A 24,507-nucleotide genomic window follows, 5' to 3' on the forward strand; every position below is an offset into this window, starting at 1 on the left:
CGACGTCCCGCCCTCAGCCGCCCTTCCGGCCCGGCCGCTCGTCCACGATCCGCCTGATCTTGCCCACGGACCGTTCCAACGACTCCGGTTCGACGATCTCGACCACGACCGACACCCCGATGCCGTCCGTCACCGCCACCACGATGGCCCGCGCGGCGGCGTCCTGGGTCTCCGGGGAAGCGTCGGGGCGGGCTTCCGCCCGCACGGTGAGGGCGTCGAGCCGGCCTTCCCGGGTCAGGTGCAGCTGGAAGTGGGGTGCCACGCCCAGCGTGCGCAGCACGATCTCCTCGATCTGAGTGGGGAAGAGATTGCCCCCCCGCAGGATGACCATGTCGTCACTGCGCCCCGTGACCTTCTCCATCCGCCGGAAGACTCGGGCAGTACCCGGCAGCAGCCGCGTCAGGTCTCTTGTCCGGCACCGGATGACGGGCATCGCCTCCTTGGTGAGCGAAGTGAAGACCAGCTCGCCCTCCTCACCGTCCGGCAGCACCTCACCGGTGATCGGGTCGACGACCTCGGGGAAGTAGTGGTCCTCCCAGATGTGCAGGCGTCCTTGGTCTCGAAGCACTCCTGCGCCACGCCCGGCCCGATCACCTCGGATAGCCCGTATATGTCGACGGCGTCGATGGCGAAACGCTCCTCGATCTCGCGGCGCATCTGCTCGGTCCAGGGCTCGGCACCAAGCGTGCCTGACCCGGCAGATCCTCGTGCTCGCTGACCGGGCCTATCAGGGAGCCGGCGCCACCGTTCGCACCCCCCACTACCACCACCGCGAACAACCGGCGCATTACCAGGAGTTCAACCGCGATCACGCCCGACTGCGGGCTCCCGGAGAACGTGCCTTCGCACAGCTCAAGACCTGGCGACTGCTCCGGCGGGCCAGATGCTCCACCCGCCGCATCGGCACCATCGTCCAAGCAGCCGATCGGTGAGCGAGGGGAGGCCGTCTCGTCAGGCGGGTGTACCTCCTCGGGGGCACCGGGCAGGCGCAGTGCCACGGCGAGGTCGACGTCGGCGCACTCTGCTTCGGCCAGCAGCAGTCCGGACCGGCCGGGGGCAACGCTGACGGCCTGGGCGGCCCGCTCGGCGGCAGCGCATGTCTGTCCCAGATCGGGTGAACTACCGGACTGTGTCGGGGTGGTGGCAGAGACGGGCTTGGTGTGCCCCTGCAACGCGGCGTCGGTGCCAGGGGGTGTTCTATGGCGGGATGGATGGGCCCAGCTCCAGCGGTACGGCTTCGCAGTCCGCCTTCGTGCTGGGCCAGCGGCTGCTGGGGGGTCGTCTGCGCTGTGACCTCGCCGATGTGCTTGCGCCGAACCTGACCGGCGCATCCCCAAGGACCGACGCATGACCGGCCGTTCCGAGGGCTTCAATTCCGGTTGAGGCCCGTGCAGGTAGGGGGATTCGTCGATGCAGTCGCCAGAAGTTCGCAAGGTCGCAGACGTGCCGAGGGTGGCGGTCGGTGAGGAGTCATCAGACCTGGGGCCCGTGGAAAGCTACCTTGTCCGCTTCGGTTACCTTTCCTCTCTCGAGGATGAGTCAGCCTCGGCCGTTACCCGCGCGGCTTTCACTAACGCGGCACAGCTTCCCGGCCCCTTCGAGACTGGAGTCTTCGACGACCCGACATTCCAGGCCTTGGCCGCGTTCCAGCGGTTCAACGCCATAGCGGTGTCCGGGGAGTTCGACGAGGCGACTCGCGATGCCATGAGCCAGTCACGCTGCGGCCTACCGGACGTGGGCAGCGGGCTGGCCTTTGCGACACTCTGCGCGTGGGGGAAACGCGACCTCACCTTCGCCTTCGACGTCGGAACCGACGACATTGCCGGTGACGGTGAACGACAGGCAGTGCGCAACGCCTTCCGCACCTGGAGCGCAGCGACCGCGATGTCCTTCACCGAAGTACCGCTGCGTCCCGGGTCCGTCGACATCGTGATCGGCTGGCGCCCAGCTGCGGACCCCGATCACGACATGCGCGGCGATGTCCTGGCTCACGCGGACTTCCCTCCCGACTGCGGTGTTGTCACCGGCCGGAGCCTTCCCAAGCCCGTCCACTTCGACGACGAAGAGCATCAATGGTCGGTGGGGGCGGCACAGGGAGCGTTCGACGTGGAGAGCGTGGCTCTGCACGAGATAGGCCACGTGTTGGGTCTGCTGCACACCGACGTGGCAGGCTCAACTGGTGTGACGGATGCCGACCGACACTCTTGTTCTAAGCGTGGCAAGAAGCCGCCACACCCCATCTGGTTCATGGATCTCGTGCAGGGCTTTGGAGAAGGCCAACTCATCGTCTTCGGGATCGAGCTGCTCGCGCAGCGCCCGCCAGGTGGTCTCATAGTCCGCACATGCTTGCTGGACAGCGGCCTGCATCACAAAATTGGGAAATGTTCCGCTGTGCTTGACTGCTTCAACCCACTGATCGCTTCGGTGGATGGGTGACACCACGTTAGGTACCCCTTCGATCGCTCGGCTCAAAATGCTCAGCCGCTTCTCGATGGACAGCCTGAATTTTCTGAGAATCTCCTTTGCCGACCCGTCCTCAAACCATGTGGCGTCATCCAAGAGATCGTCCAGCTCGGGCATCTTGGATGGAAGGCCGTGCTTTGCCAACAGCGTCGAGTCGGCAATCGCCCGGACGGTCTGCAGGAGCTTCGCCCGGTCACGCCAGTCCCGGCCTTGATTGGCGGCCACACGATGCACGACCTGCCAGACCAATTTCTCAGTTATGAACCACTGAGCAATCAGGTGTGCCTCGGCGGGGAGAAGTTTCCCGCGCAGGCGCCACGTGTGCTCCATGACCTGTGCGGTGCCTCCCAGCAGTTGCTGATCGTATGCCATCATTTCAGCCCACAGCGGACGCTTGGGTCGGTCGCGATCGGGGGCGCCGTGCGGATAGGTCTCGCGTTCGAAGCGTATGAATCGGTCGTCCGGGCGCAACCCTTCGAGGTCCGGATCTTCCGTGAGTAGCCAGGAGCGCATTATAGGCTGAAAACCGGCCAAGTCCGCTCTCGCGGCGGCCTCAAGTTCCCCCACAGCTTGCGCAGCGAGGTCGTCCCGTTTCCGCCCTTCCTCATGGCCGCTCATCGCCACCGCGTACACGCACGCTGCGTTGTAACTGTCCTGCCATGGCCGGGGCGGCCATAGGTTCCAATTCCTGAACAGTTCCGTCATTCGCCGCCAGATCCACCAACCTCTCGCCTGCTCCACTCGCTCCACGAGATCCTCCGCCCTCATGGGCCAAGAAAGATCATTTCGCAATCCCTGTACCCGGCCTCCTTCGGTTTGATTCTCCCGGCCCAGTGGGGACGGCGGTACTGGTAGGGCATACACAGCCCGTGCCAGACGCAGAGGCGCCCACACGTCTCGATTGAGTCGGAGCGAGGTCCAAGTGAGTCCTCTGCTCCGCCGTCTGCTGGGATGGCCGAGGAAGCGGAGGATGGGGTAGTCGCCGGCGAGTTGATACATCTCCTCCACGCAAGCAAGCTGAAATATGAAGCTGACGGTCTTCTCGTCGAGACGCTCTTCCCCAAGCTCACGCTCAAGCCAATCTCGGGCTCTCTTTTCGTCGCAAATAGGCATCTCCTCCCCAGGTGGTGTGATATAGGTGACTGTTCGCCAGTATCTATCGACGAGTGCGGGGGTTAGCGACTTGCGGATCTCCCTTCGGGTACGTGCGCGTCGCGGGCACGTACGGTGATCAGCAGGATCTATGGTCGGCCTGCACCACTGATGAGCAGTACGCTCGGCCATACCGAGGACGACGGCATATCGGAATCGCGCTTCAAGCAGGCCATTGCGCCACCATCGGTAACGCTTACAGAATGATCGGCGTGGATTCCAGGGGCCCCTGCTCAGGCGGGCGCTCCGCTGCTCCCTGCTCTGCCCATCCAAGAGGACTGCTCCGTGATAGGTCTCAAGCGCATCGAGATGCAACCACAGCTTCTCCTGTGTCACCGCGATCTGTTTGCGCAGGTGCAAGTTCGTGGGATCGATTCGCAGCGCCGCGTAATAGCGGTCGAGGGCATCATCGAATTGCCGTTCCCGGCTGAGTTCCCTTGCCTCTTGGTAGGCGGCGAACAGCTCAGGTTGCAGATTCCGACCGCGCCATTCCTGCCAGGGCGCCCTCCGGCTTGCCTGCGTGACTGGCACCAGTGCTGCCATCACCCAGTAGCCGGCAGCCTGCACCGCGTCCTCCCGTGTCTGTCGCCAAAGCGTTTCCGCACGGCTCCCCCTCATCGCGTAGGAGGTGACTGTGACGGTGACGCCGAAAATGGGCTCCTGCTCCCGCACGCGCAACACTCCGCGCACCGTGTAGGCGACCTTTGGTCGAAGGCGACTGAACAAGCGCATGATGCTCATCCCCAACTTCTTTGGCTCGAGGTCTATGTCGCCGAGCAAATCAAGGAAGTTTTCTGCTGGGGATTCGGCGGGGAGCACAGATGGGGGATATAGGTTCGTTTCTGACAGCTGCTTACGCAACTGGGCGGTAAGACCCTCGAGAGATTGATCGCCCTCTGCGGTCGAGGAGACAAGGTGCTGCACGTCTACCGGCCCGGGCTTGTACGCGTTTCGCTGGAGCATCCAACGGCGCAATGCCATGAAGGACAGGATCAGCAGGAGCAAGCACAACAGACGGAGGCTCAGGCCGGCTCCACCCTTGCCAGCTGTCACGATCCGCTCAACGCCCCCAAAGAACCGCATGAACCACTCAGAGACAGCCTGGAACCAGCTGAACCAGCCCTCCGGGGCCTGCCAGGCTGGTTCTTTTCCCCGGCCCACACCGCAGACAGCGCCGATGAAGAGTGTAATGAAGAGAATCGCCTCGGCGCCTGCACGCATCACGTGTGGTACGGGCAATGATGACGAGTCGATAGGGGAGTGTCGCTCAGAACGAGAGGACATGTCGACCTCTAGTGGTCCTAGCCGTTAGGCACTAGTCTTCTACGCTTTCCACGGGGAGCAAGTCGATCAGGAAGGCATCCGACCTGGATGGCTTCGGATGTTGTTCGACCTGGCCGGCGGCCACACACCCGATCCTGCCGTAGCGGCCAATCACGATGGACGCCTGGAGGTGTTCACACGCGGGGCGAATGACTGGCTGTTCCACAAATGGCAGCAGCAGTAGCCCGCAAGCCCCGGCCGACAGACACCGATCCTCCACCGCCCATGGGGGACGTCTGGGCGGATGCCGTCACGGCTGTGGTCGCGGCGGGCGGCGAGCAGGCTCGTTTCGCGGCTCAGCTACGAGCCCTGCGCCGGGCCCCCGCGGGCAGGCCCACGTATCGCGAGATGGCCCGGACAGCGCACTACTGCGCACCCGTCCTGTCGAAGGCGGCGGCCGGCCGGCGCGCGCCGACCTGGCCCTGCGTGCAGGCGAATCTGCGCGCGTGTCACGCGAGCGCGAATGCGGCGGCCGGAAACCTGGTACGGCCTCCGGCGAGGTGGTGACGGTGGGAGTCCGGACCCAAACCCCCGAATTCAGCAACGAATCGCTGGCCAAGGTCTGGCAGTTCACTCCCCAAGGCTGCGGGAGCTGTGTCTCCTGCGGCCGCGACGAGCATCTGGCCGCCGCCCCGGCACCCAGGTGATCTGGCTCGACGGCACGGCCAGCATCAGTGTGAACCGCTCCGGGTCTGATGGAGGCTCGATTCCCTGAGAGGATCGAGTCATGGCACGTCCGTCCCCCTACCCTCCCGAGCTTCGTGAGCGTGCGGTGCGCATGATCGCGGAGATCCGCCCGAACTACCCCGACTGAGTGGGCCGCGATGAAGGCGGTCGCAGCCAAGCTGGAGATCGGTGCGGCGGAGACGGTGCGGACCTGGGTCCGCAAGGCGGAAGTCGACGGCGGCCGGCGGCCCGGCGTCACGTCCGAGGAGGCCGCGGAGATCAAGCGTCTGCGGGCCGAGAACGCCGAACTGCGGCGGGCCAACGAGATCTTGAAGGCGTCGTCGGCTTTCTTCGCGGCCGAGCTCGACCGGCCGTCGAAACGCTCGTAGCGTTCATCGACGCACACCGCCTGGTGTTCGGAGTCGAGCCGATCTGCCGTGTCCTGACCAGCCACGGACTGAAGATCGCAACGAGCACCTACTACGCCGCTAAGAACCGCGCCCCAGCGCCCGGTCGGTCCGCGACGCGGAGCTGAAGACGCAGATCAGCCGCGTCCACACGGACAATTTCAGTGTCTGCGGCGTGCGAAAAGTCTGGCGGCAACTGCACCGCGAGGGCATACCGGTGGCCCGCTGCACCGTCGCCCGGCTGATGCGCGACCTCGGCCTGGAGGGCGCCCTACGCGGGAAGAAGATCCGCACCACCATCCGGGACGACGGCCAGGACAGGGCTGGGTGACCTGCTCCGGCGCGACTTCACCGCGTCACGTCCGAACGAGCGGTGGGTGGCCGACTTCACCTACGTTGCCACCTGGCCCGGGATCGTCTACATCGCGTTCGTCGTGGACGTCTGCTCCCGCACGATCGTGGGCTGGTCCGCCGCCACCAGCAAGCGGGCGAAGCTCGTCCTCGACGCGCTCGACATGGCCTTGTGGCGTCGGGACCGCGCCGGAACTCCCGCTGGACCGGGGCTGGTTCACCCTTCCGACGCGGGCAGTCAGGGCGGATTCAACTGGTCGTCGCAACACCTCCTACGCATGGAGGTGTTGGGATGGTACGTCGTCAGCAGGCAGCGGACCGGGCGGTGCGTCCGAAGCTGAGGTCTCCGGGGCATCCGAAGTATCAGCGCCATGTTGAGGAGGCGTTCTGGACGGAGATCGCCAAGGGCCTTCTGGCCGAGGAAGCGGCCGCCGTCATCGGCGTGGCGCCGGCGGTCGCGACGCGCTGGTACCGCCGGTGTGGCGGCATGCGGCCGTTCGATTCGAAGCCCTCCTCGGGCAGGTACTTGTCGTTTACCGAGCGAGAGGAGATCGCGTTGCTCAGGGCCCAGGGCAAGGGCGTGCGCGAGATCGCTCGAGACGTCGGTCGTGATCCAGGCACGATCTCCCGCGAGCTGCGACGCAACGCCGCCACACGAGGTGGCAAGCTCGACTACCGGGCTTCGGTGGCGCAGTGGAAGGCCGATATGGCGGCCCGGCGTCCGAAGACAGCGAAGTTGGTCGCCAATCCGAGATTGCACGCCTACGTCCAGGAGAGACTGTCCGGCCAGATCACCACGGCTGGCGGCATGCCGATCGCGGGGCCGGTGACGGGCACGTGGACGGGGCGGAACAAGCCACATCGCAAGGATCGTGCGTGGGTTCAGGTATGGAGCCCGGAGCAGATCGCGAACCGGGTCAAGCTTGATTTCCCGGATGATGAGTCCATGTGCATCAGCCACGAGGCGATCTATCAGGCCCTCTACATTTAGAAGTCATCTCATTTGGATCGGTAGGCTGTCGGTCGTGGTCTCGATTGTTGAGCGGCTGGTGCCGGATGAGTTGTGGGAGCTGTTCCAGCGAGTGGTTCCGGAGGCTCCGTCGCGGCCTCAGGGTGGCGGTCGGCGTCGACACGGTGACCGGGAAGTATTGGCCGCGATCGTGTTCGTGGCTACGTCGGGCTGCACGTGGCAGCAGCTGCCGTCCGCGTCGTTCGGGCGGTCGGGAGCGACCGCTCACCGGCGCTTTGCCGAGTGGTCGAAGGCCAGGGTGTGGGCCAAGCTCCACCGCCTGGTCCTTGACGAGCTCGGCTCCCGCGGCGAGTTGGACTGGTCCCGCTGCGCGATCGACTCGGTGAACATGCGGGCCCTGAAAAGGGGGATCTGACAGGCCCGAATCCTGTAGACCGGGGCAAATACGGGTCGAAGATCCACCTGGTCACCGAGCGGACCGGTCTGCCCCTGTCCGTCGGAATCTCGGGGGCGAACCTCCACGACAGCCAGGCACTGATCCCGCTGGTGAAGGGCATACCGCCGATTCGCTCTCGCCGCGGACGCCGGCGGCGCAGGCCGGCAAAGCTCGACGCCGACAAGGGATACGACTACGACTACCTGCGGCGATGGTTACGCGGGCGCGGCATCCGGCACCGCATCGCCCGCAAGGGCATCGAGTCCTCAACCCGCCTTGGCCTGCACCGCTGGACCGTAGAGCGCACGATGTCCTGGCTCGCCGGATGCCGCCGACTGCACGGCCGCTACGAGCGCAAAGCCGAGCACTTCCTGGCTTTCACCAGCATCGCCTGCACCCTCATCTGCTACCGCAGACTCACCAAATGAGATGACGTCTTAGTACTGCAACGGTGCTTGCCGTGACTGCTGGCCAGCTCAGTCGTTGATGTGGTCATGGGTGGGGACCTTGCTGATGTCAGGCTGTGGGCCGGTGAACTGGACGCTCTGCATGACCGGTTCGTGCACCGGTTCAACCGGGAAGAGCCGCGCCAGTCGGCGCTCGCTTACATGCGAGGCCTGGTCGCACCGCTGGAGCGGAAGAACGGCTGGACGCTGGCGGAGGAAGCCGGGCACGAGGGTCCCGATCGCATCCACCGGTTGCTGAACCGGATTGAGTGGGACCCCGACGAGGTCCTGGACGACGTACGCGCCTACGTCGTGGAACACCTCGGCGACCAAAACGCCGTGCTGATCGTCGACGACACCGGCTTCCTGAAGAAGGGCCTGCGGTCGGCCGGGGTGCAAAGGCAGTACTCCGGAACCGCCGGCCGGACCGAGAACTGCCAGATCGGTGTGTTCCTCGCCTACGCCACCGGCCGCGGCCGCACGCTGATCGACCGGCGGCTGTATCTGCCCACGTCGTGGACGGACGACCGGGAACGCTGTCGTCGGGCCGGCATCGGCGACGAGGTCGCCTTCGAGACGAAGGTGGCCATGGCCAAGGCGATGGTCCGCAAGGCCATCGCGGACCGGATCCCGTTCGCCTGGGTGACGGCGGATGCCGCCTACGGCTTCAGCAAGGGATGGCGCTTCGAGCTCGAGCAGGCCGATGTTTTCCATGTCATGGCCACCACCCGGCACGACACCGTCGTCACCCGCTGGGCACTCGACCACCCCGTGCACGACCTGTTCCCTGGCCTGCCGCGGCAGAAGTGGAAGCGTCGTTCCTGCGGCGAAGGGGCACACGGTCGGCGGATCTACGACTGGGCCCGCGTCGAGGTCAGGCCCTGGCACCGCGAAGACCGCCGGCACTGGGTCCTCGCACGCCGCAGCGTCAGCCGACCCGAGGAGATCTCCTACTACATCGCCTACTGCCCGGCCGACACCACACTGGACGAACTCATTCGCATCGCGGGCAGCCGCTGGGCTGTCGAGGAATGCTTCCAGACCGCCAAGCAGGAGTGCGGCCTGGACGACTACCAGGTCCGCCGCTATCCCAGCTGGCACCGCCACATGACCTTGGCGATGGCCGCCCACGCATGCCTCACCGTCCTGCGGGCCCGCCAGCTGGACACGGAGAAAGCAGAAACGGATCCTCCCAGCTCATCCACCTCAGCCTCGCCGAGATCCGACGGCTGATCACCCGCCTCACCGGCCGCCGTCCCACCCCGATCGGTCACGTCCTGCACTGGTCGACCTGGCGCCGCCGACGCCAATACCAAGCCCGCATCAGCCACTACAAACGACGCGGACACAGCCCCTGAAAACTGCCCAGCACTCAGCACAAACACCGTTGCAGTATTAGTGCTCGTCCGGCGTCGGGGGGTGTGCGTTGGAGTGCGGGCCATCGGATGTGAGTGCGTCGAGTGCCCGCAGGGCGCGCTGGAGCTCGGTGATGGCTCGGTCCTTCTCTACGTCCGTCATGCGAGGATCTGTGCGGATCATGTCGATCCTCCCCTGGATGAAGGCACGCTCAGCGGCGGCGTTCCGGGGGACCCGACGCGATTCGCAATCGAACTCCTCGCGCCGGTCCCCGGGCGAGCCCGCGGGCCCGTCAGCGTCCGGAGGAATACGCGGCGGAGGCTCGGACATGTCGGCGGTTTCTGTGGGATCAGCTCTTGACGGCGAAGTTGTAGTTGTGGTCGATGAACTCGACATGGAAGCCGACGTTGTCGGTGCGGACGTAGCTTTGGTTGTACGTGAGCAACCCCCAGGGACCCCAGTTTCCGGCGCTGTCCCGCGTGCAGGTGGAGATGCCGAGGGCTCCCAGCGGCTTGGTGCCCGAGTACGCGGGCTGGAATGTCTCCACAATTGCCGCCCAGGTCCCGTTGAAGTCGAGCGCTATCTGCTGGGCCAGGGTCGCCGGGTAGTCGAACCGGTAGACGAGGTCCTGCCGGTTGTGGGCGCGGTTCCAGAGGTACACGATGTTGCTCCACGTCCCGGGGGAGATCTCCACAGTGATGTTCGTGACACTCATGACCTGTCGGGTTAGACCATGAGAACTGACCTTCCGGAGGTACTCGCCCAGGGACGACCAGGGCAGGTCTAGCCGCAAGTATGGAGGGTTCTGTGCCCAGTCCCACACCAGGAAGCGCGGCGCGTTCTGCGCGTAATAGGCGATGAACGCTTCAAGCCCCTTGACCGCGCGGTTCATGCCCGTCAGGTAAAGGAAGTTGTTGACGTTGCCGCCCGGCTTGTCGGGGCAGATGATGTCCCAGCCCAGCGCCGTGCCCGTCGCGAAGGCCCTCTTGAACGGCTCGTGGTAGTAGAAGCCGTAACCGACACCGCCCGGCACCGGCTCTTCCTTAACGCCGAAGTCCTGCTCGAACCGCTCGGCCAGGGCAGACACCATGCGGTCGCGGTCTTCGAGATCCCCGTCCGGGTGGGTCCTCGCCAGGCGGAGCCTGCTCTGCAGAAAGGCCCGCTGGAGGGCTTCCGCGTTCTCGTCGGGATATTCCTTGGTTATGCGCGCGAACTTCTCACGCTCGTCCGCCGGCTCGCCCGGCATGTCAGGTCCGATGATGCGGGATGGTGCGGAGACATCGACGTAGGTAGCAGTCATGGGGAATTCACCTGCTCTCAAGGGCATGACACGGAGGACAGGGCCGTGAGGCAACGCGTCCGACCACAGGGTTCGGAAATTCGGTCTCACTTACGGACGATAGGGGGCGTGTGTCACCACAGCGTCATTCCCCCTCCTTCCGTCCTCCAGGAGGTCGTGGGCCGACGGCCTCCCGGAGGATGTCGGCGGCCGACGAACGGACGCCGACAGTCAGCGATAGCATCTGAGTGAACTGCGGTGACGGCGGAACTCCGAGTTTCTCGTGCAGCGCTTGGCCAAAGGCTCGGTAGTGCCGCACAGCCTCGTCTACATTGCCCAGTGAGAGATGCGCAGCGACCACTGCCCGGTGCGCGCTCTCCCGCAGCGGTTCGGCTCGCACGCTCTCCAGCGCGGTCTTCAGGGCGAGCGCAGGCCGTCCCGTTCGCGCCAGGCTGTAGGCCAACGCGTCGAGAGCATGCAGACGCAATTGCCTCAGCCGTTCCCGTTCGAACAGCACCCAGTCGTCGTCCCATCCGGGCAGCAGTTCGCCCTCGCCGAACAAGACCGTCGGTACCGGCTCGGCGCCCGGCACTCCCGGCGGACCCACCACGCGCAGCGCCGTTTCGGCGAGTTCACGGGCATCCACAGTCACGGAGTCGGCGATCGATATTGCATTCCTGCCACATGTGACCAACGCCCAGCTGCCATGTGGCAGCTTGCACAAGGTGCTGCGTAGACTGCCCCGGGCGTGCGCTTCGGTAGCCTCCGGCCACAGCGTCCCAGCCAGGAGGGTTCGGCTGACGCTCGAGCGCAGTCCCACGAGGGCCAGCAGACGTTGCGCGTTCCCGCACAACTGCACCGTCTTGCCGCCGTACACCAGCTGGAATTGCCCGAGCATCCGGAGGCAGGGAGCGGAGCATGATTCCGAGCAAGCCATCGTCATCGCCGTGGTTGACAGCGCCGCTTGAGAGGGATCGTCCGCGTGAACCAGGGGGACGGTTCAGCTCCGAGCTCCGTGCGAAGCAGGTGCCGGAATGCCTCGTAGTGTCTGAGGGCTTCGATCATGTTGCCCTCGGCGAGATGCGCCGAGACCGCCGCCCGGTGCGGGTACTCGCGGAGCGGTTCGATGCGGATGCTTGCTAGTGCGGCTTCCAAGGCGAGAGCTGGCATGTTGTGCCGTGCAAGCCTCTCCGCCAGGATGTCGAGTGCTTTTAGGCGCAGCCGGCGCAGCCATTCCCGTTCCAGAACAGCCCAGTTGTCGTCCCAGTCGGGCAGCAGGTCACCCCGGTCGAGAAGCCCTATCAGCAGGGGGTCGGCAGTGAGGGGACCGCGGTCCCGGGCGATGTCCTGTGCAGTCCGTGCGAGGGTGCGAGCGTCCACTCTCACACCGTGGCCGAGCCTGAGCGACTCCTGCGTGCAGTGGACGAGTTCGAGTTTCGGGCAGTCGCTACTCAGGTGCCACAGCGCAGTCCGAAGGCTCCCGCGAGCGTGCGTTTCAGTCGCGGCCGGCCACAGGGTCTGCGCGGCCACAGAGCGGCTGACGCGCCGACGGAGTCCGATGAAGGCCAGGAGACGCTGGGCGTTGCCGCACAGAGGTACGGGCTCGCCGTTGAACTCCAAGCGGAACTGGCCGAGGAGTTGCAGGTGGGTGTGCTGTGGAGGTGAGGGGAATGGATTCATTGCTGTCCCTGCGCGCTGTTCGCGAGGCAGATGGCTTCTGTTTCACCGCCGCACTCATCATAGGGCGGCTTCCTGCGGCAGGCCTGTTGTTGCGTCGGGCCAACTACTCGTTCGACCTCGTCGGCAAGTTCCCTTCCCCTCCGGATGCGGGGCGTGGTCGCACAGCGGACAATGAACGAGCAAGGGGGGGTCGACGTCAGGAGCACCCGACATGGGCAGCCGGGAGCGCGACGAACGCCAGAAGCGCGGCGGGCGTGCGCGTCACGAGATCCGTCTCCCCGGGTTCGTCCGAGAGGACGAGATCGGCCTCGGCGACGTAGTGGGCCGGGCGACGAGCGCCGTGGGTGTACGCCCGTGCGGCGGCTGTGCGCGCCGGGCCCGGCGGATGAATGAATGGGTCACCTTCTCCAAGCGGCGCCGCTGACATACGCGGCCAGCCGATGGGACACCGGGAGCCACTCATGAGCGACGAGACAGTCACGCCAGAGGCGGCGGCTGCCCCACTGGGCGCCGAAATGCCCCACGAGCACCGCCATCCCTACGTTTTCGCCATCGGGCAGATCCGTGCCCGGTTCCGCGACCCGGGGGTCGAGAAGGAGTTCATCCAGGTGGTGGGGGCGACGAACACCAAGGGGCTGACGACGGACGAGGTTCTGCGGACGGTGCTCGCCCGGCCCGAGAACCGTTATCTGGCCCGGCAGATGCAGTACGTCCTCGCGATCCAGGGCGTGGACACGTATGACGTTGTACCGAGGTACTCGGACGACTACGACAAGCTCATTGAGGCCCTCCGCCCCGCTCCCACCCCGCTCGATCTCGATGTGGTGGTCGGAGTGCGCGACCCCCTCACGGCGGCCGACTCCTGCGCCGGACTCCCCCTTCCCGTCCTGGAGTTCCACCAGCTCTACTCCTTCGACCGCCCGTCACTCTTCAAGGCGATCAAGAAGCCGGACGGCATGTCGGCTAAGCGATTCCGGGCGCTCTGCGACGACGTGCTGACCAAGATCCTCCAGATCACGGAGAACGCGGGTTCCACGCCCGAGGACCGCGCCGCGAACTTCGTGGCCTGCCGGTACGAGGCCGTGTATCTGAAGACTTTCGAGGCGTTCGCCGGCGACTACGCGCTGACCTCGATCAATGTTCGCCCGGCGGCGGTCGGCGGCGACCAGGGCGTCATGAGCTTCACCGTGACCTACACCAGCCGTACCACCGACCTCACGGAGAAGTACTCCGTACTGGTCTCCACCCAGTATATGAATCCCTATCTGCTGACCCGTCTCGGGCCAAGCCTCTGAGATGAGGTGATCGCGGTGACAATTCCCGGATTCACCGCCGAATCGAGTGTGCGCGGCGTCTACGGCGTCTTCCCCGCCCAACCCGACCCTCTAACCTGCAAGCTCGAGTGCAAAGGTGCTTGCGCCCATACGTGTAAGAGCAATCCGTCCCAGTGCCAGAAGTGCCGGAGCCGGTGCGAGAAAAACTGCCTCTGCGTTTACCAGTGCACCACGGAGCGGTACTGCGACGAAAACGGAGCAACCATTGAGGTTGAGACCTGCAGGGACTGCGAGGGGAACACGTGGGAATCGCAACGGAAGGTGGTCAACTACGAGTGCATCCTCTAACTGGCGTCTTGGACCCGGCCCAGTTGACCGCTCTCACGGCACGCACCGCCGGACGCTCCGACGTCGTGGTCGGTGTGGTCGACGGAGCCGTCGACCCCGGCCACCCAGATCTGGCCCTCCAGCCCGTACGGTTCATCGGCGCCCCGGTCCCCGCCCGGGGCCCGGACGCTCCCCCGGGCCACGGGACCCTTGTCGTCTCGTCCCTCGCCGCCCGGCCCACCGCCCCCACACCCGGTATCTGTCCGGGCTGTTCCTTCGTCGTACGTCCCGTTCCTGGGGTCGACGTCCCGCCCGCCACGCCCGCCGACTTGGCCGACGCGCTGGCGGATGTCGTCACTGCCGGTGCCCGGGTAGTCAATCTGAGTCTGGCGCTTCAGCGCCTCCCGTCCGCGGGCCCCGTGGACGACCCCGGTATCGGCATGCTGCTCGACGCCGTCGAACTGGCCTGCCGGCACGGCGTTGTCGTGGTTGCCGCGGCGGGTAACGACGGCGAACTCGGCGGCCCACCGCTCGTCCGCCATCCCTGGGTGATCCCGGTGGTCGCGTGTGACGACGAGGGCCGACCGCTGCCCACATCGACGCTGGGCCGGGCGATCGGCCGCCACGGTCTGACAGCACCAGCACTTCCCTATGGGCTCTCCGGTACCAGTGCCGCCGCGCCCGTCGTCACCGGGGCTGTGGCGCTGCTGTGGTCCCTCTTCCCGGGCGCCTCCGCCGAAGCGGTACGTGACGCGGTCACCAGACCCCGGCCCCCGGCGCACCGTACGTCCGTGGTCCCCCCGCTGCTCGACGCGGCGTACGCGTATGACTTGCTGCGCCACGTATCGGCGTAACCCTGCAAGTGCAGGGATCAGAGGCAGAAATCAGATGGGGATCGTGTCGAGGTAGGAGATCCGGCGCGTCGTCCGGCCTGGCTCCGGGCTGTCAGGGAGGACGTCGTACTCCCGTACCACCACACGCATCGGTCGGGATCCCACGTCCGCCGGAAGCGCCACGTTCCGGGTCCACACCCCGACCTCCCCGGCCTCGGGGTTCATCTGCGCGGCTGGCGCGCTGTCCATCCAGCCGGCGTCGTTAGGCAGCAGCGGGTCGCGGACCTGCATGCTCACGGTGAACTGGGACGTCAGGCCGTCCCGTCCGGGCGGCGGCTTCGGTCCCACGACCGACACCGTCACCGGCGCCCCCTTCGCCGTCCCGCCGACGACGATCTTCGCTCGTCGGTAGGCGGGGAGCTGGACCCAGCCGGCGTCGACCACGGGGGATGCCCGCAGGTCCTCAGGGGCCGTCAGCGAGTCGGGCTGGAGCCGGACCACCATCAGATGGACGAAGGGCTGATAGAGGGTGTTCCCCTTGAACCGTATGTCCGCGTACCACAGTTGCCGCTGCTCGTCGTAGTCGACGGGGAAGCCGAGGGCGTGGCCCTGGTCGAGGCGTACGCTGACCGCGCGCTCGTCCAGTTGCGCAGGGGTGGGGTACGCCATGATGGGCGCGTCCCCCTTATCCCGGATCGGGTCACGACCCCAGGTAGTGGCCCATTTCTGCATTGACGGGTCGGTCGTTGTGGTCATGGCGTCGATGACCCGGACTCCGAGGAGTTCGCCCTCCCCGGTGAGATACCAGGGCCGCTTGAGGTAGACCCGGACCGTGCCCTCCTTGCGGATGCTGGTGGTGACGTTGCCTGCGGTGGTTCGCTGCCAGGCGAAGGCGGGCACCACCGAGTGCACCACGGGCGCCGGAGGCCGTACGGTCGACGGCACGTGGAGGGTGACCGACGGCCCGGTGCGGGTGACGGGGGGCACGACGTACGAGACCTCCACCGATGCGCCGTTCGCGATCGTCCCGGTGGGGATCCGGGTGACCTCGCCCTTGTCGTCGTTCACGGTCACATCCGTGCCGATGCGGTACGTCGCCCCGGGCCTGGCCGGGGTGCCGTCGTCGTTGAGCGCCTTGACGGCGGCCCGTACGACAACGGTGCCCGGGACGAAGGATGGGGCGATCTTCTCGGACTTGATGCCGGTGAGGACGACCGTACGACGCTGGGTGAAGTACGGCACGAAGCGTGACGCGCCGACAGGTTTGTAGGTGATGAGCCGGTGGCGGGTGTCCCCGAGGTCATGGCGGCTTCGGAATGGCATCTTCTTCAGCGCCGGGCCGCCGGGGGCGCCGAGGGAGTCGGTCTCCGGGCGGAGCACGGCCGACGCCGCAGACTTCACCAGCCCTTTGCCGGTCATGTCGGAGTACTCGGTCCACGACGCCTGGGTGTGCACGGTGAGGGTGGAGGCGCCGTGGACGGCCACCGCGGCCTCATCGAGGGCGTACACGGTCTGTGCGGGCTCCCGCAGGATTCGCGGGCCCGCGAAGGCCGGCGGGGTGACGGGGCAGCGGACGGCGTGGACCATCGTCAGCCCGGTCGTCGGGGTGAGCTGTCCGATCCCGCCCGCGAGGACGGCCTGCAGCGCGGCTTCGTAGTCGGCGCCGGATAGGACGGGGATCGTGTCGTCCCGCTCGCTGCTCCCGGCGGGCCCGAACTCCTCGGGTGCCGTGCTCGCCATGTCCGCGAGGAGATCGTGGACATCGGATTCGACGCCTTCGGTATAGGTACTGGTGACCGGTCCGGTCCTGGCGCCGTCACCAGTGCTGTTCCCGGTGTCCGGGCCCTCGCCCGAGTCGCCGTCCTGTTCCTCGACGGCCGTCACCCGCTCGGTGTACCACCGCCACTGGCCCAGCAGGTCCTCGTCGCCTCGCGCCAGTATCGAGCTGAGTGCGGCAGGGAAGGACGCGGCCGGATGCAGCTTCACGCGGATCGTCCGGGTGGCGGCGTCGGCGACGGCCGTGGACTGGGCGCTGTTCATCGGTCCGGCCTCGACGATCAACCGCATCGGCAGTCGCTGATACCAGCCTGGGCCCCCGGCGGGCCAGGTGGTGAGCAGTTCGGGGGTGCCCGGTACGCCGCGCAGGGCCGCGCCCTGGGACAGCGGGTCGCGCAGCCACGGCAGTTCTATCGTGTCGGTGTCCTTGTACGGGCTGCCGCCCGCGCCGGGATCCGGGGTACCGGTGATCTTCCCGCCGTCGTACTTTGCCAGCAGGGCGTGGACGGCAGGGTCGGGCCGGTGTCCGGCTGCGAGGTCGAGCACGCCGTGCCGTTCCGCCAGTTCCACGGAGGCCTTCGGCGGGAGCAGGTGCCGCTCGCAGGTGAGCCCGGTGACGGGGGCGGCGGGATTGGTGTTGTCGGTCCGGACGACGATGTCGACCAGGGATTCGCCCGTGGTGACTGGACGGCGGAGCATCAGGACGGGCGCGGGCACCGGGTCGTATCGGGAGAACCGCAGGGGAACGGTGGCCGGTTCGCCCGATGTGGGGGTGGTGGTGAAGGGGGTGCTGCGTCCCGCGAGGTCGACCAGTCGGGCGCGGAAGCGGTAGGTGCGGCCGAAGCGGAGGGCCGGCAGGGTGTTGGCGGGGCAGTCGACGGCGGCAGCGAAGGGCAGTGCGGGGTTCGTTTCGGGGCCGGGGTCGGTCACTTGGCCGTCGACGCCGATGGTCCTGCCATGGGGTTTGGTGACCAGGTTCCAGTTGTTCCAGCGGAGGATGGCCTGAGTGAGGCGCCCCTTGTCGTTACCGTCCTCGTCAGCGCCGCGGGTGAGGGCATCGGTGACACAGCCCTCGTCCTTGATGGGCACGGCGCCGTAGTCGTCGACGGTGTACTTCCCCTCGCGGCAGCACAGCGGGTACCAGCGGTTCGAGCCCGCGTCGTGGACATCCACCCGGATGCCCTGCTGGACAGTGGACGCATCCAGGGTCTTCGCGTCGCCCTGGCCGCCGTTCTTCAGGTCATCGTCGATGGCGGCGACCACGTCGAGGAGTTTCTGAAAGGTGACCTGGCGGTTCGCCTCGGCGACGAAGATGCCCGCGGAGCGCAGCGCGGGTGGCTTGATCTCGGGTGCGGCTTCATCGCGGGGCAGGGAGCTCAGGGCCTGGGCGTAGTTCTGCAGGGCGAGTCCGCCAGCGTCGAGGTCGACGTCGATCGGGGTGTAGACGCTGCTGTCGTTCAGCGGCAGCAAGGGGGAGGCCGAGGTGCCGTCGGGGCGGGCGAGAGTGAGTCTCCCGTTGCGGGCGAAGCACCGGGTCCGTGGCCGGTAACTGTGAATGAACTGGAGCGAGTGCGGTACGGCCTGGATGGTAACGGGCTCGTTCAGGTCTGTGGGGAGCGAGATGGTGAAGCGGCGGACCAGCCCGAGGGGGACCATCAGCGTCGGGTGGTCGGCGAGCGCGGCGAGCAGGGCGTGGAATTCGTACGGGCTCGGCGTGCCGGGGCCCATGCCGGTGAGTTCGCGGGTCGTGGGCTCCATGGGGCGGTGAAATTCGGCGAGCCGGGCCCAGCCCTCGGCGTCGCGTGCGTCGTCGTCCTCCACGGCTCTTGTACGCAGCAGTTCGCGGCGGAGCCCGTCGACGTCGGTGTCCGAGCTGTCGGGGGCCCCGACGCGCCGGATGAGCCGTTCGACCGTCTCCCAGTCCGAGTCGGCCTGGGGCGCCTCAGCGGAGCCGTGAGGATCCTCGTCGGGCTCCCGGACGGCGGCGTCGACGGCACCGGCCATCAAGCGGGTGTACACGTCGGACAGGGCCGCTCCTACCTTCGCAGCGGGATAGGACTCGATGGGGTCGGTCATCGCGTGCTGGGCGAAGACGAAGGGTTCGACGAGCAGCGACCCGGGGAAGAGCGCCTGCCAGAGCGCGGGGATCGGCGGGTCGTCGACGAGGGTGGCGATGGGAGTGACGGAGGTGTCGTTTTCCTTCTTGACGATCACCGTCAGCGGTTGGAAGCCAAGGGTGGGGAAGGCTGCAATCTGTGTGTAGCGGGAGAGGGGGAGGACGGCGGTGCCAGGTGGGCTTCCCTCGTTGTTCGAGAGCCGGATGCTGAGGACGAGGGACAGCTGGGTCGTCCCGGCGGCGGTCGGGGGCGCTGCCGGGTCCGGCAGCAGGGTCCACACCAGGGTCTGCTTGATCATGACGCGTCCTCCAGGGCGGCGAAGGCGGCGCACCTCTTGCTCCACGCGTTCTGGGTGGGAAAGGCATCGCTGTACGAGGGGTCTCCCCCGCCGCCGAACCGGCGCTCCATCGGCAGGCTGACGGACTGGGAGAAGAAGGCGACGCGTACACGGACGGTCACCCTGGCGCTGCCGACGATCTCCTTGCCCGAGTCGGTCGTCTTCAGGGAGAGGTAGAACTCGACAGAGACGCTGATGATGCCGAGGACCTCGAGGGCACCGACGGCTCGTAGGAAGCCCTCCAGCAGGCTCTTGCCGTTGTCCAGCTTGAAATACACCCCGGCGGTGATGGAGACCGAGCCGCTGGCGACGCCCAGGTCGAGCGCGGCGGCCGCGCCGAACTCCAGTTGGGCTTCCAGGACGGTGACCTTGCCGGATTCGACGGTGAGGGCGAAGAATCCGCCGCCGCCGAGGAGGGACACGGTGACGAGGAAGGGGTGGTCACGGGAGGAGACGCGGAAGGTAGTTCGGACGGGCGTGCCGTCGAACGGGAGCCGTACAGTGATGGACAGGGCCAAGTTCTGGAGCAGGAACACGCCGGCGCCCACGGTCGGTACGGCGAGTCCGTAGCCGACCTCGACTCCCTTGGGGTCCATGTTGATGCGGGGCCCGCTGGCGGGCGACGGCAGGTATTCGCGGAGCTTGTTGAGGAAGCGGAGGTCTCCCTCGAAGCCGACCTTGCCGATTTTGACGTCCAGGTCGGGGGTGGTGCCAGGTTGGCTGGTGAAGGCCATCCGCCGGAACTCGATGGCGAGGACGTTCGCGAAGCTGAGCTTGAAGTCCCGCAGTTCGCCCCGGACTTCGGCGGTCGGCGGGGATCCGCCGAACTCGGCGAGGCTGGTGGACGTGATGTCGAGGCTGTCGGGCCGGCTCGTCGTCAGCGACCCGAGGGTGGTGACCTTGATCGTGGGGCGCCAGGTCATCTCCGTCCGGACAGCGGTCGGCAGATTGGTGGTCCCCGGGGCGTGTACAACGGTGGTGATGATCTTCGGTGGGCTGCCGCCAGGCTCGACCAGCTTCGTCAGGTCGATCACCCCGAGCAGTCGGGTGGGCAGATCACCGGTGCCCGCCGGCGGTTTGAAGTACGTGCCCGGGTCGAACTGTCCGGCGGCGAAGGTGTCCAGTTTCCCGCCGACTAGACCGGTGGTGGTGGAGAGCCCGCTCACGGGCAGCGCAAGGGCGGCAACGGCGCCGGAGGCGGCGGGCGGTGGTGCGAAGTCGGCGGCCTTCGCCAGGCTCGCGTAGACCTGGCGGGTAGCTGCAAGGCCGCCGGTCACGTACTTGTCGTACAGCTTGAGCTGGTGGACGGTGCCGGTGACGGCGGCCGGCTCGGCGGCGCTGACGCCGGTACCGGCGGGCGGGGGCGCGAGGGCGTCCAGGGCTGGGATCCGGGCGCCGACAGAGAGTAGCCGAGGGTGTGCGGCCAACCGTCCGGCGGCCATGAGCTGGGCGGAGGTAGCCTGCGAGGTTTGGGCTCCGACCCGCAGTTCAGCGACGTCGACCGTGCTCTTCTCGTCGGTCGTGCCGCTATCGGCCTCGGCGAGTGCCAGGCGGCCGGTGGCGGGCAGCGGAAGGTTCTTGGTGATGTTCTCGTACGTCGCGAGGGGGCCGCTCAGGCCACCGTAGGCGAAGTCGCCCCGGATGAAGACGAGAGGAGCGGTGAAGTGAACGCGGTGGCCGAGCCGGTCATCGGCGCTGAGGGCGAAGGGCAGCGGCGTGGCGGGCGCATCGGCGCGATGCACCCAGTAGCCGACCTGTCCGAGGTCGGTCCCGACGGAGATCTCGGTATCGGTCGGCTGGTCGACCCGGACCCGAACGAAGGGGAAGGCCCGGCCGCCGTTGGGAAGGGCGGCGACGCCTTCGTAGGTGATCTCGGGCTTCAGAACGGTCAGCCGGATCGACTGGACGAGTCCGTAGTCGAGCCGTCGCTCGGTGCGGGTGGTGACCTGGACTGGGAATCCGAACGGCAGCAGGAAGCCGCGTTCATCGACCTGGACGACGATGTCACGGCCGCCCGCCGAGCGGTGGCGGTAACCCTTGATGCCGAGCGCCGGGAACTCCTTCCAGTCCCCGGCGAGGTCGACGTTGGCGCCGAGCGCGGACAGCACGACCCCGTTGGCGGTCACCGGCCGGGCGCCGGTGGCGTTGTGGATCTGCTGCCGGTGAGGCGCGGAGAGCGAGCTGGTGAAGGGCTGCCAACCCCGCGGTGACGCGACCCCCACCAGGCCCACCGGGCCGCCCAGGGGCGCGGACTTAGGGGAGATCCGGGTGTGCCAGATGCCGGTGGCCCCAGAGCTGCCCGTGACAGGCGCGGTCACGTGCCGCCACACCAGGTCGGCGGAGGCGGGCCGGAAGAAGAGGCCCCAGACGCATTCGAGGACGGTGCCCGCCTGAACAGCCTCCAGCGCGGCCCAGGACAGCAGCCCGTCCGCCGTGAACGGCACGGACGTGCCCGGGGGTACGCGCAGGGCGATGGTGCTCTCGCCGGAGTAGCGCACCCGTTTGGTGCTCGTGTACGCCTCTGCCAGCAACGTTGCCTCCTCCAGGGCGGACTGCGGCGGGAAGTGGACGGTGATCGTTCCCGCGGTGCCCGGCGTGGTCGGGCCGAGGACGACAGCGCCCGCCGTGCCCGAGCGGGAGATGTTAGAGAAGGTGAAGTCCAGGACGAGCATGTCCTCACGGCGGAGGAAGGAGACGGTGGTCCCGTCCATGGGCGTCCCCGCGGCCGCAGCGCACATCGGCACCAGCTCCCGTGATCTATCGGACCCGGCCGGGTAATACACCCCTTTTGGCCGTTCACCTCAGGGGGCGAATCCACACCGCACAGGTCGGTGTGTCTCGCACGTTAGGCGGGAGCCGTCATCCCACCGTTAACGGTGCAGGCCGCCTCGGCGCGAGGCCCACGCCGAGGCGAAGCGCGCAGGCGGCGTCGGAGCCGGAGTCCACGTCGATCCAGAACTCCGGATCGCAGGCATGCCACTGGCCGACCTGCGTCAATCTCGGCACCACGGTCATAGCTGGGCAGCGGTGACGGCGGTCCATACGTCCGCCGGCCCGATGCACACGGCGTCCAGCAATGCGCCCCGAGAAGTCCGGCCGCACTCCCAGGGCGGCGAAGGAATACGGTCGGCTCGGCATGAATTGATCCGTCTTGCTGTCTCCGCGCCGCAGGCTGGCCAGCGTGCGGTCCAACCGCGACAGCCCTGGTTTCCAACGCGATGTCCAAGGCCCGTGCCCCATCAGTGCTCGACCGCCAGCCAGAGCCCGACGTCCACACCAAAGATCTCTTCGGTGAACTCGTTAGGTTCAGGATGGTCCGTGGGCCAGGACGGACCTGCAGCAACAAGAGTATGTAGGTGGGCCATTCCTTGCTGCCATCTGTTGAGCAGGAAACCATGCCCGCTGGCGTACCGCCGGCTGCTCGCCGACATACCGAGAGACTCACAGGAGGGTGAACGCTGAGCAGTTGACATCAGTGCACTACCGGTTGGAACCTGAGATCAAGGACACATTCCCTAAGAGTGATCCAAATAGACGGCGCGACAGCAGTTCGAAGCGCCTCGAGGGTCGGTTGGGGTGCTCTGGTGACTACCTGCGCGACAATCGCGTTTCGTCACGGACATTCAAATTCCTTTAAGGGGAGGCACTATGCCTCACGTCGCCGTCAATCTTATCTACGTCGGGTGGGAGAACTTCACCACCAGTGACAAGGAAGTCGTCAACGAGGCTTGCTGGGCCACCCGCCGAACCTATTGGCAGGTCGGGTTCGACATCTTCGGCTTCGACGCCTACTCGATCTCGGTAGCCGATGCCCAAGGATATGCATACATCGACAGCGACGTGGAAGCGGCTTGGCTGACGTCTGACTACACCATACCGGGGAAATCCATCGACATCTTCCTCGTGAGGGACTATGCGGGTGAGAAAGCTGGCATCTCGCCTGTGTACGGCCCGTGCAACAAGTATGATACTTACCCGACTCGAACTGGAGTGGTCGTGGAGCTCATAGGAGCCTGGACCAACGTCGGAATGCCACACGAGATCGGCCACTATTTGGGTCTCGGTCACAGTACCGATCCGACCAACTTGATGTATGAGTCCACGACTTCCGGCAACCCGCCCATCTTGCCTATTCTCACCCACGCTCAAAACGTCAAGATAAGGCAGCACTGCTTCACGAGCCTGCCGTGAGGGGTTGACCGTCATGCTCTATCTCGACATCCCTGCCGCGCAGTTGCAGCGCGACACCATTGCAGCCGCACTACGGGGCGCCTCGGCGACTATGACCGCCCAGGAGGCCATAAGCGTCCTGTCGAATGCCGCTGTCGACCTCCCGGGCCGAGATGACCTCTTGGAGGAGGCCGTCGCCTCGCACGACGTTGCCGACGCTGTCCGCGGAGCATCCCTGGGCGCCCTCGCCAGGACGGCTCCCGCACGCGCCGTCACAGCGGCTCGCAGCCTGCGCAATCCGGGTGAGAAGGTCGTCCTCGCTGCACTCACGGCTCTGGGGCGGCTGGGCGAGCCATCAGACATGGAGACGGTCGCGGGGTTCGCCGATGCCTCTGAGATGAGCCCGGTGGTGGTCACCCGGGCCGACTTCGCCCGGAAACTGCTCGCACACCGCTTCGGGCTGCCGGGCCCAGACGAGTCGACACCGCTCGCTCTGCTGTCCGACCCCGGATCGACCGGTGACGCGTTCGTGGCGACGGAGACCGGCGCGACGCGTGCATCCATCGTTCTCGCGGCCGTGCACGACTGGGCACCTGAACTATCTGCGCAGGCACGCGTCGTCCTGGACATCACCTGCAGGGAGCAGCCCACCTACATTGTTCTCCGTCGCGACCTTCTGAGTGCCCAGAGCCACGACCACCTGCTGTCGGCTCCCGCAGTGCTCGGCTACGGCGTGAGCACGAGCGCGGGGAACGGCACTCTGAGCGTCGCTCTTCTCATCCTCTACCGGCCCGCTTCGAACGGTGTTGCGCTGCAGGTGACCCGGACCACCGGCGAAACGGTGTATGCCGGCAGGATGGAACACGCTGCTGACTCCGGTCTGTCCGCAAACCTTTACGCCGTCCGCCGCCCCGGCGCCCCTGCCTGCCGCATCCGCGGCCTCGCCTCCCAAACAGGAGTTGAGGTCTTCGGTCGTTCCACTCGCACTGCTGTGGTTCCCAAGCACGTGCCCGAACGGCGCCCAGAAGGCGACCCGACCGATACCTTCGTACAGCATCCGGAGCAGCACCAAGGCAAACCGCCGTTTGCCCAAGACACATGATCCCCAAGCCAGGAGCGCCAGTTCCTGGCAAGGCATGACGGT

At 66.7% G+C, this 24,507-nt stretch carries 20 protein-coding genes and 4 pseudogenes; 16 read left to right on the forward strand and 8 right to left on the reverse strand.

The features are described from left to right. Positions 1-13: 13 nt before the first annotated feature. Positions 14-690: pseudogene (locus tag ACZ7M7_RS43445) on the reverse strand (phenylacetate--CoA ligase); the annotation flags it as partial. Here ACZ7M7_RS43445 and ACZ7M7_RS43450 point away from each other — a divergent pair. From ACZ7M7_RS43450 to ACZ7M7_RS43460, 3 genes and pseudogenes are all read left to right on the forward strand, one after another. Next, positions 681-932, forward strand: a pseudogene (locus tag ACZ7M7_RS43450) (transposase family protein); the annotation flags it as partial. The pseudogenes ACZ7M7_RS43445 and ACZ7M7_RS43450 sit on opposite strands and share 10 nt — an antisense overlap. Positions 933-959: 27 nt before the next feature. Further along, a complete protein-coding gene (locus ACZ7M7_RS43455) occupies positions 960-1,118 on the forward strand; it encodes a hypothetical protein (RefSeq protein WP_472127248.1) in 159 nt (52 codons plus the stop codon). A 292-nt stretch (positions 1,119-1,410) separates the two neighbouring features. Then, positions 1,411-2,115: pseudogene (locus ACZ7M7_RS43460) on the forward strand (matrixin family metalloprotease); the annotation flags it as partial. A gap of 57 nt (positions 2,116-2,172) precedes the next feature. On the opposite strand, the gene ACZ7M7_RS43465 reads toward ACZ7M7_RS43460, so the two are convergent. Beyond that, positions 2,173-4,839, reverse strand: a complete 2,667-nt coding sequence (locus tag ACZ7M7_RS43465) for a hypothetical protein (protein ID WP_472127249.1) — start codon at positions 4,837-4,839, stop codon at positions 2,173-2,175. 157 nt (positions 4,840-4,996) lie between these two features. Between ACZ7M7_RS43465 and ACZ7M7_RS43470 the strand changes: the two genes are divergently transcribed. From ACZ7M7_RS43470 to ACZ7M7_RS43505, 8 genes and pseudogenes are all read left to right on the forward strand, one after another. After that, positions 4,997-5,122 (forward strand): DUF8189 domain-containing protein, encoded by a 126-nt coding sequence (locus ACZ7M7_RS43470; RefSeq protein ID WP_472127252.1) that lies wholly within the window; start codon positions 4,997-4,999, stop codon positions 5,120-5,122. A 41-nt stretch (positions 5,123-5,163) separates the two neighbouring features. Continuing rightward, positions 5,164-5,445, forward strand: a complete 282-nt coding sequence (locus tag ACZ7M7_RS43475; protein ID WP_472127254.1) for a hypothetical protein — start codon at positions 5,164-5,166, stop codon at positions 5,443-5,445. 317 nt (positions 5,446-5,762) lie between these two features. Then, on the forward strand, positions 5,763-5,993 hold the full coding sequence (locus ACZ7M7_RS43480) for a hypothetical protein (protein WP_472127256.1): 231 nt from the start codon (positions 5,763-5,765) through the stop codon (positions 5,991-5,993). Between the two features lie 142 nt (positions 5,994-6,135). After that, positions 6,136-6,342, forward strand: coding sequence for an IS3 family transposase (locus ACZ7M7_RS43485; RefSeq protein ID WP_472127285.1), 207 nt, complete (start codon positions 6,136-6,138; stop codon positions 6,340-6,342). Position 6,343: 1 nt separating this feature from the next. Continuing rightward, a complete protein-coding gene (locus ACZ7M7_RS43490; protein WP_472127287.1) occupies positions 6,344-6,703 on the forward strand; it encodes a DDE-type integrase/transposase/recombinase in 360 nt (119 codons plus the stop codon). Beyond that, a pseudogene (locus ACZ7M7_RS43495) lies at positions 6,655-7,350 on the forward strand (transposase); the annotation flags it as partial. The gene ACZ7M7_RS43490 and the pseudogene ACZ7M7_RS43495, both read left to right, overlap by 49 nt. A gap of 46 nt (positions 7,351-7,396) precedes the next feature. Continuing rightward, a protein-coding gene (locus ACZ7M7_RS43500) for an IS5 family transposase (protein WP_472127289.1) occupies positions 7,397-8,196 on the forward strand; the annotation gives its coding sequence in 2 pieces (ribosomal slippage) (positions 7,397-7,732 and positions 7,735-8,196; 798 coding nt in all). 66 nt (positions 8,197-8,262) lie between these two features. Then, complete coding sequence (locus tag ACZ7M7_RS43505) at positions 8,263-9,447, forward strand: IS701 family transposase (protein WP_472127258.1); 1,185 nt, start codon at positions 8,263-8,265, stop codon at positions 9,445-9,447. Between the two features lie 162 nt (positions 9,448-9,609). Here ACZ7M7_RS43505 and ACZ7M7_RS43510 read toward each other — a convergent pair whose 3' ends face one another. From ACZ7M7_RS43510 to ACZ7M7_RS43525, 4 genes are all read right to left on the reverse strand, one after another. Next, positions 9,610-9,732 (reverse strand): hypothetical protein, encoded by a 123-nt coding sequence (locus ACZ7M7_RS43510; protein ID WP_472127260.1) that lies wholly within the window; start codon positions 9,730-9,732, stop codon positions 9,610-9,612. A 187-nt stretch (positions 9,733-9,919) separates the two neighbouring features. Next, positions 9,920-10,870 (reverse strand): hypothetical protein, encoded by a 951-nt coding sequence (locus tag ACZ7M7_RS43515; RefSeq protein ID WP_472127261.1) that lies wholly within the window; start codon positions 10,868-10,870, stop codon positions 9,920-9,922. Between the two features lie 124 nt (positions 10,871-10,994). Continuing rightward, complete coding sequence (locus tag ACZ7M7_RS43520) at positions 10,995-11,747, reverse strand: AfsR/SARP family transcriptional regulator (RefSeq protein WP_472127262.1); 753 nt, start codon at positions 11,745-11,747, stop codon at positions 10,995-10,997. 41 nt (positions 11,748-11,788) lie between these two features. Further along, the gene (locus ACZ7M7_RS43525) at positions 11,789-12,229 is read right to left on the reverse strand and encodes an AfsR/SARP family transcriptional regulator (protein WP_472127263.1); all 441 of its coding nucleotides are present in this window, start codon (positions 12,227-12,229) and stop codon (positions 11,789-11,791) included. Between the two features lie 511 nt (positions 12,230-12,740). On the opposite strand from ACZ7M7_RS43525, the gene ACZ7M7_RS43530 reads away from it, so the two are divergent. The 3 genes from ACZ7M7_RS43530 to ACZ7M7_RS43540 all read left to right on the forward strand — a co-directional run bounded on the left by ACZ7M7_RS43530 (position 12,741) and on the right by ACZ7M7_RS43540 (position 14,984). Next, positions 12,741-12,953, forward strand: a complete 213-nt coding sequence (locus tag ACZ7M7_RS43530; RefSeq protein ID WP_472127265.1) for a hypothetical protein — start codon at positions 12,741-12,743, stop codon at positions 12,951-12,953. A gap of 37 nt (positions 12,954-12,990) precedes the next feature. After that, positions 12,991-13,824 (forward strand): cyanobactin maturation protease PatG family protein, encoded by an 834-nt coding sequence (locus ACZ7M7_RS43535; protein WP_472127267.1) that lies wholly within the window; start codon positions 12,991-12,993, stop codon positions 13,822-13,824. Positions 13,825-14,174: 350 nt separating this feature from the next. After that, positions 14,175-14,984 carry a S8 family serine peptidase gene (locus ACZ7M7_RS43540; protein WP_472127268.1) on the forward strand — a complete coding sequence of 270 codons (810 nt, stop codon included), beginning with the start codon at positions 14,175-14,177 and terminating at the stop codon, positions 14,982-14,984. Positions 14,985-15,014: 30 nt separating this feature from the next. Here ACZ7M7_RS43540 and ACZ7M7_RS43545 read toward each other — a convergent pair whose 3' ends face one another. Both ACZ7M7_RS43545 and ACZ7M7_RS43550 read right to left on the reverse strand, forming a co-directional pair. Then, positions 15,015-19,154, reverse strand: a complete 4,140-nt coding sequence (locus ACZ7M7_RS43545; RefSeq protein WP_472127269.1) for a hypothetical protein — start codon at positions 19,152-19,154, stop codon at positions 15,015-15,017. Then, on the reverse strand, positions 19,151-21,904 hold the full coding sequence (locus ACZ7M7_RS43550; RefSeq protein WP_472127271.1) for a hypothetical protein: 2,754 nt from the start codon (positions 21,902-21,904) through the stop codon (positions 19,151-19,153). The genes ACZ7M7_RS43545 and ACZ7M7_RS43550 overlap by 4 nt, the downstream gene beginning before the upstream one ends. Positions 21,905-22,841: 937 nt before the next feature. On the opposite strand from ACZ7M7_RS43550, the gene ACZ7M7_RS43555 reads away from it, so the two are divergent. Then, entirely contained in the window at positions 22,842-23,384 is a 543-nt protein-coding gene (locus tag ACZ7M7_RS43555; RefSeq protein WP_472127273.1) for a matrixin family metalloprotease, read from the forward strand. Between the two features lie 13 nt (positions 23,385-23,397). Next, complete coding sequence (locus ACZ7M7_RS43560) at positions 23,398-24,465, forward strand: hypothetical protein (RefSeq protein ID WP_472127274.1); 1,068 nt, start codon at positions 23,398-23,400, stop codon at positions 24,463-24,465. Positions 24,466-24,507 lie beyond the last annotated feature (42 nt).

It is taken from the genome of Streptomyces sp. NPDC111606 (genome assembly GCF_055656945.1).

What these genes read in the sequence shown, in the direction of transcription:
- ACZ7M7_RS43530 (WP_472127265.1), top strand. Translation starts at nt 12,741, where the DNA reads ATGGGCAGCCGGGAGCGCGACGAACGCCAGAAGCGCGGCGGGCGTGCG.
- ACZ7M7_RS43475 (WP_472127254.1), top strand. Translation starts at nt 5,164, where the DNA reads ATGGGGGACGTCTGGGCGGATGCCGTCACGGCTGTGGTCGCGGCGGGC.
- ACZ7M7_RS43550 (WP_472127271.1), bottom strand. Translation starts at nt 21,904, where the DNA reads ATGGACGGGACCACCGTCTCCTTCCTCCGCCGTGAGGACATGCTCGTC.
- ACZ7M7_RS43535 (WP_472127267.1), top strand. Translation starts at nt 12,991, where the DNA reads ATGAGCGACGAGACAGTCACGCCAGAGGCGGCGGCTGCCCCACTGGGC.
- ACZ7M7_RS43510 (WP_472127260.1), bottom strand. Translation starts at nt 9,732, where the DNA reads ATGACGGACGTAGAGAAGGACCGAGCCATCACCGAGCTCCAGCGCGCC.
- ACZ7M7_RS43470 (WP_472127252.1), top strand. Translation starts at nt 4,997, where the DNA reads ATGTTGTTCGACCTGGCCGGCGGCCACACACCCGATCCTGCCGTAGCG.
- ACZ7M7_RS43560 (WP_472127274.1), top strand. Translation starts at nt 23,398, where the DNA reads ATGCTCTATCTCGACATCCCTGCCGCGCAGTTGCAGCGCGACACCATT.
- ACZ7M7_RS43545 (WP_472127269.1), bottom strand. Translation starts at nt 19,154, where the DNA reads ATGATCAAGCAGACCCTGGTGTGGACCCTGCTGCCGGACCCGGCAGCG.
- ACZ7M7_RS43480 (WP_472127256.1), top strand. Translation starts at nt 5,763, where the DNA reads ATGAAGGCGGTCGCAGCCAAGCTGGAGATCGGTGCGGCGGAGACGGTG.
- ACZ7M7_RS43515 (WP_472127261.1), bottom strand. Translation starts at nt 10,870, where the DNA reads ATGACTGCTACCTACGTCGATGTCTCCGCACCATCCCGCATCATCGGA.
- ACZ7M7_RS43555 (WP_472127273.1), top strand. Translation starts at nt 22,842, where the DNA reads ATGCCTCACGTCGCCGTCAATCTTATCTACGTCGGGTGGGAGAACTTC.
- ACZ7M7_RS43520 (WP_472127262.1), bottom strand. Translation starts at nt 11,747, where the DNA reads ATGCTCGGGCAATTCCAGCTGGTGTACGGCGGCAAGACGGTGCAGTTG.
- ACZ7M7_RS43505 (WP_472127258.1), top strand. Translation starts at nt 8,263, where the DNA reads ATGGGTGGGGACCTTGCTGATGTCAGGCTGTGGGCCGGTGAACTGGAC.